The organism is Ferruginibacter sp. HRS2-29, from assembly GCF_024343615.1.
Lineage (GTDB): Bacteria > Bacteroidota > Bacteroidia > Chitinophagales > Chitinophagaceae > Ferruginibacter.
Genome location: NZ_RJUB01000035.1, coordinates 1 through 8,815 on the forward strand (window position 1 = coordinate 1; position 8,815 = coordinate 8,815).

Genomic DNA, 8,815 nt, shown 5'->3' on the forward strand with positions numbered 1-8,815 from the left:
GGAGTAATGAACTGCATAGTGTCATACATGCCCAAACCTGCATGCACGCTGCCTCCCGGACTGTTGATATACATCTGTATATCCCGGGTGCGATCGGTACTTTCCAAAAATAAAAGTTGCGCCGTTACGATGTTGGCTACCTCATCGCTGATGGGATAACCCAGGAAAATGATCCTGTCCATCATGAGCCTGCTGTATACATCCATCACTGCTACATTCATAGGCCTTTCCTCAATGATATTCGGGGTAAGGTTGGTAACGTTATGATTGATGTAACTGCTCAAAGTATTACTGCTGATGCCTTTGTGCTTTACCGCGTATTTTTCAAATTCTTTTCCAAAATTCATCTGTTATGCTTTAATTGATTTAAGATTGTTTGTAAGTTAAGTATTCAATTACGAATTAAAAATTACGAATTACGAATTAAGTGCACAAATTTCGAAACACATTCGTAATTCGTAATTTTTAATTCGTAATTATTTTAGTCTCTGCTCCTTCCCTGATAGATCATGATGTATTGTACCAATGTTGCCAGCGATGCCAATGCTGCTACAACATAGGTCAATGCTGCCCATTTCAATGCATCCTTAGCCTGTGCATGTTCTGTATGTGAAGTGATATTGGTGGAATCGAGCCACTTCAGCGCTCTCGCTGATGCATCGAATTCTACGGGCAAAGTGATCACGGTAAATAATGTGGTCACTGCAAACAGGATGATTCCCACCAGCAAGATCGTTGGATTGCCATTTCCAAAACCCATAAAACCGATACCTGCAAGAATAATCCACTGCGAAAGATTACTGCTGATCTGCACAGCCGGAACGATCTTACTGCGCAACTGGAGCATTGAGTAAGCTGTTGCATGCTGTACCGCATGCCCGCACTCATGAGCTGCCACAGCCGCTGCAGCCACGCTCCTTCCGTTGTATACCTCCGTACTGAGATTGACTGTCTTATTGGTTGGATTGTAGTGGTCCGTCAATGAACCTTCCACATCGGTCACGTTCACATCATATATCCCATTATCCCGCAGCATCTTCTGGGCGATCTCCGCACCGCTCATTCCACTGGTGGTTGGCACCTGGCTATATTCTTTGAATTTACTTTTCAGCCTGTATTGAACCGCCATGCCTATCAGCATGAAAACGATTGACACAGCTAATATCCCAAATGTCATATTCTTAGGTTTAGATGGAAAGTTTTACAAAAAGCATTCCCGATTGAAAACATGACAAAAGAACAGGTGGAGAAAGTTCAAAAGGTTCAAGAAGTTCAAAAGTCCAATAACGTTTTGAACTTCTTGAACCTTTTGAACTTCTTGAACGACATAAAAAAAGCCCCTCGTAAAAACGAGAGGCCTATAAATATAAAATACTTCTTATTTGTATTGCGGAATGATGCTATTCGCCAGATCGACCATTTTCTTCAGTCCATCTTCAGGCAAAGCGCCTTTTTTGAATTCAGCCATTACTTCAGGGTATTTGTTGGCCATTTCCATCAGGAAGTGTTCTTCAAATTCCTTTACTTTCTTAACAGCCACATTTTTCAGCAACCCTTGTGTACCCAGGTAGATGATCGCAACTTGTTTTTCTACGGTGAATGGAGAGTATTGAGGCTGTTTCAGGATCTCCACGTTACGTGCACCTTTGTCGATCACGTTCTTTGTAGCGGCATCAAGGTCACCACCAAATTTAGAGAACGCTTCCAGCTCACGGTAAAGGGCCTGATCGAGCTTTAACGTACCAGCTACTTTCTTCATCGATTTGATCTGAGCATTACCACCCACGCGGCTTACAGAGATCCCTACGTTGATTGCCGGGCGGATACCTGCGTTGAACAGGTTACCTTCCAGGAATATCTGTCCGTCGGTGATTGAGATCACGTTGGTTGGGATATAAGCTGATACGTCACCAGCCTGTGTTTCGATGATCGGCAAAGCGGTCAGTGAACCACCACCTTTCACCAGGTGTTTGATGGATGCAGGAAGATCATTCATTTGCTGAGCGATCTCATCTTTTGCCACTACTTTAGCAGCACGCTCCAGCAAACGGCTATGCAGGTAGAATACGTCACCAGGATATGCCTCACGGCCTGGCGGACGACGAAGCAACAAGGATACTTCACGGTAAGCTACCGCCTGTTTTGACAGATCATCATAAATGATCAATGCAGGACGACCGGTATCACGGAAGAATTCACCGATGGCAGCACCCGCAAATGGAGCGTAGAACTGCAAAGGAGCCGGATCAGAAGCAGAAGCTGCTACGATGGTGGTATACGCCATCGCTCCGTTTTCTTCCAATGTTTTCATTACACCCGCAATGGTAGAAGCTTTCTGCCCGATTGCTACATATATACAATATACTGGTTTACCAGCTGCGTAAAATTCTTTCTGGTTGATGATGGTATCGATCGCGATAGCGCTCTTACCGGTCTGACGGTCACCGATGATCAGCTCACGCTGGCCACGGCCTACCGGGATCATCGCATCGATCGCTTTGATACCAGTCTGAAGAGGTTCGGTTACAGGCTGCCTGAAGATCACCCCCGGTGCTTTACGCTCCAGTGGCATTTCGTACAATTCACCTGTCAACGGGCCTTTACCATCGATCGGGTTGCCCAATGTGTTGATAACACGGCCGCACATACCTTCACCCACTTTGATAGAAGCGATCTGGCCTGTACGTTTTACTTTATCACCTTCTTTGATCTCGCTGCTTTCACCCATCAATACCACACCCACGTTATCTTCTTCAAGGTTAAGCGCAATGGCTTTTACACCATTATCGAATTCCACCAATTCACCTGAGCGAACATTCTGCAGCCCGTATACGCGGGCGATACCATCACCCACCTGCAGTACGGTACCAACTTCTTCAAGATTGGCAGCGGCGTTGAAGTTGCTCAGCTGCTGGCGAAGTATCGCCGAAATTTCATCTGGTTTGATCTCTACCATAAAAATTTATATTAAGTTTTAAAGCCTGCCGAAACGCAAGATGGCACGTTGCTCTGGTGCTTATTTGTACGTTTTCAGCTAGAGGCATCCTTTTTCAGGCTGCAAAGGTAAGAGATGATATCTGTAAAGACAAAAAAATAAGGGGATTTACGTGAATTTATCTTGTCCTAAAACGATGACAAATACCTCACAGATCCGATAGATTACCGGGGGCTCAAAAAGTCCTACCCAATTTGTAGTACAAGTGCTATTTACCGATGTAAAAAAACTTTTTTTAAAAATTTTAACTGTAATTTACCCGCTAATTGATCAGGGGTTAAATTTTACCAAAACATAAAGTGCTTTTCCTCGTAGATCTCCCAAAATCTGAGTGCACATACGCTCATCACAAAACGCTGGCAATCATTTTTAAACAAAAATAAATAACCATTCATGAAAAAAATTCTCCTCTTTTTTTTCCTACTCTGTTCGGGGTTGATGCTGAATGCGCAGCAAGTGGATAAGGCAACTGCCTTACAGCTTGTGAAAACGCATAGCAAGGCTATCGGGCTCTCTGCCGAAGACCTTGCGAATACCAGTGTCAATTCCGCTTACATCGACCAGCAGGCTGGAAATGTAACGATGCTTTACCTGCAGCAGACCTACAAAGGTTTGCCGGTGCACAACCAGATGCAGGTATTGGCGTTCAGGAACAATACCCTGATGTCGAATGCAGGTGGCCGCCTGCCAATGGAAAAATTTGCGAAGGACAAAAGCGCTACAGCGACAGTTTCGGCTGAATCTGCTATTTACGCTGCTTTATCAAGCAAAAGCCTGACAGCTACAAAGCCTGCTACTCTGATCAGCAGCAGGGAAAATGGCCAGAAGCTGGAATTCAGTAACCTGGGTATTTCCAGCAGCAATATCACTGCAGAACTGATGTGGTCTCCTTTGCTGGACAGCAAAGGAGTGAAACTCAGCTGGCAGGTACACGTGATCCCGGTTGGCAAGCCGGACGACTGGCTGATAAGGGTAGATGCCAATGACGGTACCATCTTAGGTATAGAAAACCTGACCGTTTACTGTAACTGGGATGATCCGGATCACGCTTCCAAACACGATCATAAGGAACTGGTAAACCGCGATCTTTTACAAGATCTTTCCAACACGCTTACCACTACTGGCAATAATAATATCGTAAACGGCGCTTCTTACCTGGTAATCCCTTACCCGGCAGAAAGCCCGATACACCCGGGTGGTACACCTGCCCTCAGGGTTGATCCATGGATGGCAACACCGGGCAATGCCACCACTTTGAAATGGCATAGCGATGGTACAACTGATTACAATACTACTAGGGGTAACAACGTAAGGGCTTACGAAGACAGGGGCAACACGGCTTCTGGCGGTGGTGGCAACCCGGGTACCGGGCTTCCTGCAACCTCAACTACTGCAGATCCGCTGACCTTCCAGTTTACACCCGATTTCACTGTTACGCCCACACAAACTGCACCGGTTCAGAACCAGCAGTTCAATATCACCAACCTTTTTTACTGGAATAACATCATCCATGACCTTACTTATCTCTATGGTTTCGATGAGGCTTCCGGTAACTTCCAGGTAAATAACCAGTCACGTGGTGGAAATGGTAATGACCCGGTGCTTGCAGAAGCGCAGGATGGCGGTGGCACCAGCAATGCCAACTTCAATACACCGGTAGATGGTGTAAGCGGAAGGATGCAGATGTACCTCTGGAGCGGCAGCCCTCAGAAAGATGGCGACGTGGATAATGGTGTCATCGTACACGAACACGGCCATGGTATCAGCAACCGCCTTACCGGCGGGCCAAATAACTCTTCCTGCCTGCAAAATGCAGAACAGATGGGTGAAGGTTGGAGCGATTATTATGGATTGATGTACACACAGAACTGGGCAACAGCTACGCTTACTACAGGGTTCGATTCTCCAAGGGGCATCGGTACCTATGCACTTGGCCAGGCGATTACCGGCAACGGTATCCGTTCACAGAAATATTGCACCAATTTCGCTGTAAACAATAAAGTATATGCCGCATCTATCCCTGCTGCGCAACATGACCGTGGCGAAATATGGTGTGCTACTTTGTGGGACATGACCTGGAACATCATTCAGCAGGTAGGCACTATCAACCCTAATATGTTCAATCCCGCCGGTGGCGGCGGTAATACCATTGCCCTGAGGCTTGTTACGGAAGGTATGAAACTGCAGCCGTGCAGCCCTGGTTTCATTTCCGGAAGGGATGGGATCCTTGCTGCTGACCAGCTATTATATGGCGGTGCTTATGCATGTGCTATCAAAGAAGCTTTCAGGAGAAGGGGTATGGGCGATGGCGCTTCACAGGGTTCTTCTTCAAGTGTTAGCGATCAGGTTCCAAGCTTTGCGGGCGGACTTACGCTGAAACTCAGCGAAAGCATCGTGAATGTACCTGAAGGACAGAACATCACTTATACCAACGCTGTAACAACCTGCGCCGCGGTTAACAACTACCTGCTGACTGATACATTGCCTGCAAATGTTACCTACGTTTCGGGTGGTACTTACAACGCGGCTACAAGGGTGGTTAGTTTCCCTGTAAACCTTGCACAAGGTGGCAGCCAGAACTATGTATTCACTGTAAATGTGAACCCCGGCAGCTACTTCCCGCCAACAAACCTGTTGGATGAACAAGTAACCAGTACTACCATTCCTGCAACATGGACGGCTTCTGTAGGACAAGGCCCATCTAACTGGGTAGTTTCAAATGCCCAGAGCCATTCGGCTCCAAATTCATTCTTCGCGGTAGATAACAGTACAGCAGTAACTGATTTCAGGCTTGCTACTACCAATGATATCGCGATAGATGCCAATGCACCTTTATTCTCTTTCTGGCATTATTACAATACAGAAGCTACGTGGGATGGTGGTGTTGTGGAGATCAGTACCAACGGTGGTACAACCTGGACAGACCTTGGTCCGAATATGATCCAAAACGGGTATAACAATATTTTCGGCACAGGTACTATCCTGGCTGGTAAACCCGGGTTCAGCGGTAACAGCAGCAGCTTTATCAAAACCGAAGTGAGCCTTGCCAACTACACCAACAGCAATATCAGGCTTCGCTTCAGGGCTTTGTCCGATGATAATACCGCTGCTGTCGGCTGGTATGTGGATGACATTCTGCTGAGTAAAAAAGCCACTGTGAACATGCGTTCAAGCCTGTTCAACGCCAGCGGTGTAAGGATCAATGTTTCCGATACGATCGCTAATATCATCGAAAGTGCAACATGTACCAACGTTGCCATCACTACACAACCGGTCAACACATCTGCTTGTTCAGGTTCCAATGCAACCATCAGCGTAACTGCAACCGGTTCTACTCCTGCTTATCAATGGCAGGTAAGCACCGATGGTGGTACCAACTGGAATCCGGTTGCCGGTGCAACAACGGCAACCCTTACCCTCACATCAGTTACGGCTGGTATGTCTGGTTACCAATACAGGGTTATCGTAAGCAATGCCTGTCCTTCAACAGTTACTTCTTCGGCAGTAACATTGACGGTAAGCAGCGCTGCAAGCATCAATACACAACCACAAAACACGGCTGTTTGTAGCGGTTCTCCTGCGTCATTCAGTGTAAGCGCTACAGGTTCTAACCTCACCTATCAATGGCAGGTGAGCACCAACGCTGGCGGTACCTGGACCGATATTGCCGGTGAAACCAATACTACCCTTACTGTTGCCGGTGTAACTGCTGCGCAAAACAATAACCAATACAGGGTGGTAATTTTCAGCTGCAGCCCTACAGGTACAAATTCATCTGCGGCTACTCTTACTGTAAATACAGCGGTAAGCGTAACGACACAACCTGCCAACGCAGTTGTTTGCCAGAATGCCAATGCTACATTTACCGTGGCAGCCAGCGGTACCGGAGTAACTTATCAATGGCAGGTGAGCACCAATGGTGGTGGTACCTGGACAGCCATTACCGGGGCAACGAACGCCACTCTTACTTTGACAGGAGTAACGACTGCTCTTAACAACAACCAATACAGGGCTGTAGTAAGCGGCACATGTACCCCGGGCGGAGTTAATTCAAACGCGGCTACACTTACTGTAAACACACTGGTAACCATTTCGGCTCAGCCGGTAGGTTCTGCTGTTTGTGCCGGATTGAACACTTCATTCTCAGTTGCCGCAGCTGGTACCGGACTTACTTACCAATGGCAGGTGAGCACCGACGGTGGTACTACATGGAGCAACGTAACCGGTGCAACAAGTGCCACACTGGCTCTTACAGCCGTTACCACTGCTATGAACAACAACCAGTACAGAGCCGTATTGAACGGAACATGTACTACCAATCTTAATTCAACTGCGGTTACTCTTGTAGTGAATACTCCTGTAGTGATCACTGCACAACCGGTGAACGTTTCTACCTGTTCTGGTACCAGCGCAACCTTCGGAGTTACTGCTACCGGCACAACCATTACTTATCAATGGCAGGTAAGCGTAAACAACGGGCCATTCGTTGATATTGCCAATGGTGTTAACTATTCAGGGGTAACTACAGCCACCTTGACTGTATCCAACATTACCACTGCGTTGAACGGTTACAGGTACAGGGTGGTTGCAAACGGTGTTCCTTGTGGCGGAGTTACTTCTGCTGCTGCTACACTTACTGCTAACCCTACTCCTACCGTAGTATTGACTGCAGCGTCTTATGCAAATTATGACCCGTCTATTTCTACCGGTTTATTTGCTACTACCAGCCCGGTAGGTGTTTACACTTACCAGTGGTTTAAGAACAATGCAGCTATCGGAGTTACTTCTGCTTCATTCCCGCTTAGCGGAGATGATTTTGGTGAATACTATGTGATCGCTACCAATACAAATGGTTGCAGCCATACTTCCAACAAGGTTACTGTAGCCGATTCAGCTTCCAACCTGCTGTTCATCTACCCTAACCCTAACTCCGGTAAATTCCAGGTAAGGTATTACAATAAGGGAGGCAGCACGATAGAACGTAAAATGGTGATCTATGATTCCAAAGGCGCCCAGGTTTACGTGAAAAATTATACCGTTACAGGCCCTTACGGCCGTATGGATGTAGAACTTAAGAAAGCTTCAGCGGGCATCTACGTCGTTGAATTGCTGGATAATTCTAATAACAGGGTAGCTAGTGGCAAAGTGAATATCATCAAGCACTAAGCAGTCCGGTTTATGATAATTGAAAAGGTGCCCCTTGTGGGCACCTTTTCTTATGGGAGGGTTTTATGAGTAGCGGGTGACGGGTTGTTGATTGTGTGGAGTACCTTTTCTGGAGAAATCCCTGCGGAGATGGTTAGTATGTTATTGGGGACGTTTGTTTCACCCCACGCCATTCGACGGGGCAGGCGCGGAGAACGGGAGAAACGCAGAGGGTTAGCAGAGAGTAAAAGGAAAATTTCTCTCTGCGAAAACTCTGCTGGCTCTGGCACTCTGCGGTTAGGGAAAGCTTCTTCACCGCAGAGAACGGGAGAACCGCAGAGATTTCGCAGAGAAGGCTTCGCACACGATCAATTTACCCGCCAGCAGCAACCCGTAAATTCCTGCCCATAAAAAAGCCGTCTGGCAAAACTGCTGGACGGCTTTTAAAAAAATATTCAGAATGACATGACTTGCTTACCTGAGCTTGTGAATGTAATCGTTATTCAAAAACTGGCGTTTGATATCCTGCAGATCCCTGCTGATGCTGGCATCTACCAATGTATCTCCCAGTTGCAATTTGAAACCGCCGATCAGGCTTTCATCTATCCCTGTTTCCAGCTCGATGCTTTGCAATGCCTTATCCGATTTGATCTTGTTTACGATCTCATCCTGCAG

5 protein-coding genes are annotated in these 8,815 nt (G+C 46.9%); 1 reads left to right on the plus strand and 4 read right to left on the minus strand.

The genetic code is table 11. The annotated features are described in order from the left end of the window. The 3 genes from EGI32_RS09890 to atpA form a co-directional block, all read right to left on the minus strand. On the minus strand, positions 1-347 hold a 347-nt coding region (locus EGI32_RS09890), incomplete at its 3' end, for an ATP-dependent Clp protease proteolytic subunit (protein WP_255155232.1). A 134-nt stretch (positions 348-481) separates the two neighbouring features. Beyond that, positions 482-1,177 (minus strand): zinc metallopeptidase, encoded by a 696-nt coding sequence (locus EGI32_RS09895; protein WP_255155233.1) that lies wholly within the window; start codon positions 1,175-1,177, stop codon positions 482-484. Between the two features lie 201 nt (positions 1,178-1,378). Further along, positions 1,379-2,956 (minus strand): F0F1 ATP synthase subunit alpha, encoded by a 1,578-nt coding sequence (atpA, locus tag EGI32_RS09900; protein ID WP_255155234.1) that lies wholly within the window; start codon positions 2,954-2,956, stop codon positions 1,379-1,381. Between the two features lie 432 nt (positions 2,957-3,388). On the opposite strand from atpA, the gene EGI32_RS09905 reads away from it, so the two are divergent. Continuing rightward, positions 3,389-8,161: a M36 family metallopeptidase gene (locus tag EGI32_RS09905; protein WP_255155235.1), complete on the plus strand. Its 4,773-nt coding sequence runs from the start codon at positions 3,389-3,391 to the stop codon at positions 8,159-8,161. A gap of 453 nt (positions 8,162-8,614) precedes the next feature. Here EGI32_RS09905 and EGI32_RS09910 read toward each other — a convergent pair. Beyond that, on the minus strand, positions 8,615-8,815 hold a 201-nt coding region (locus EGI32_RS09910; protein ID WP_255155236.1), incomplete at its 5' end, for a F0F1 ATP synthase subunit delta.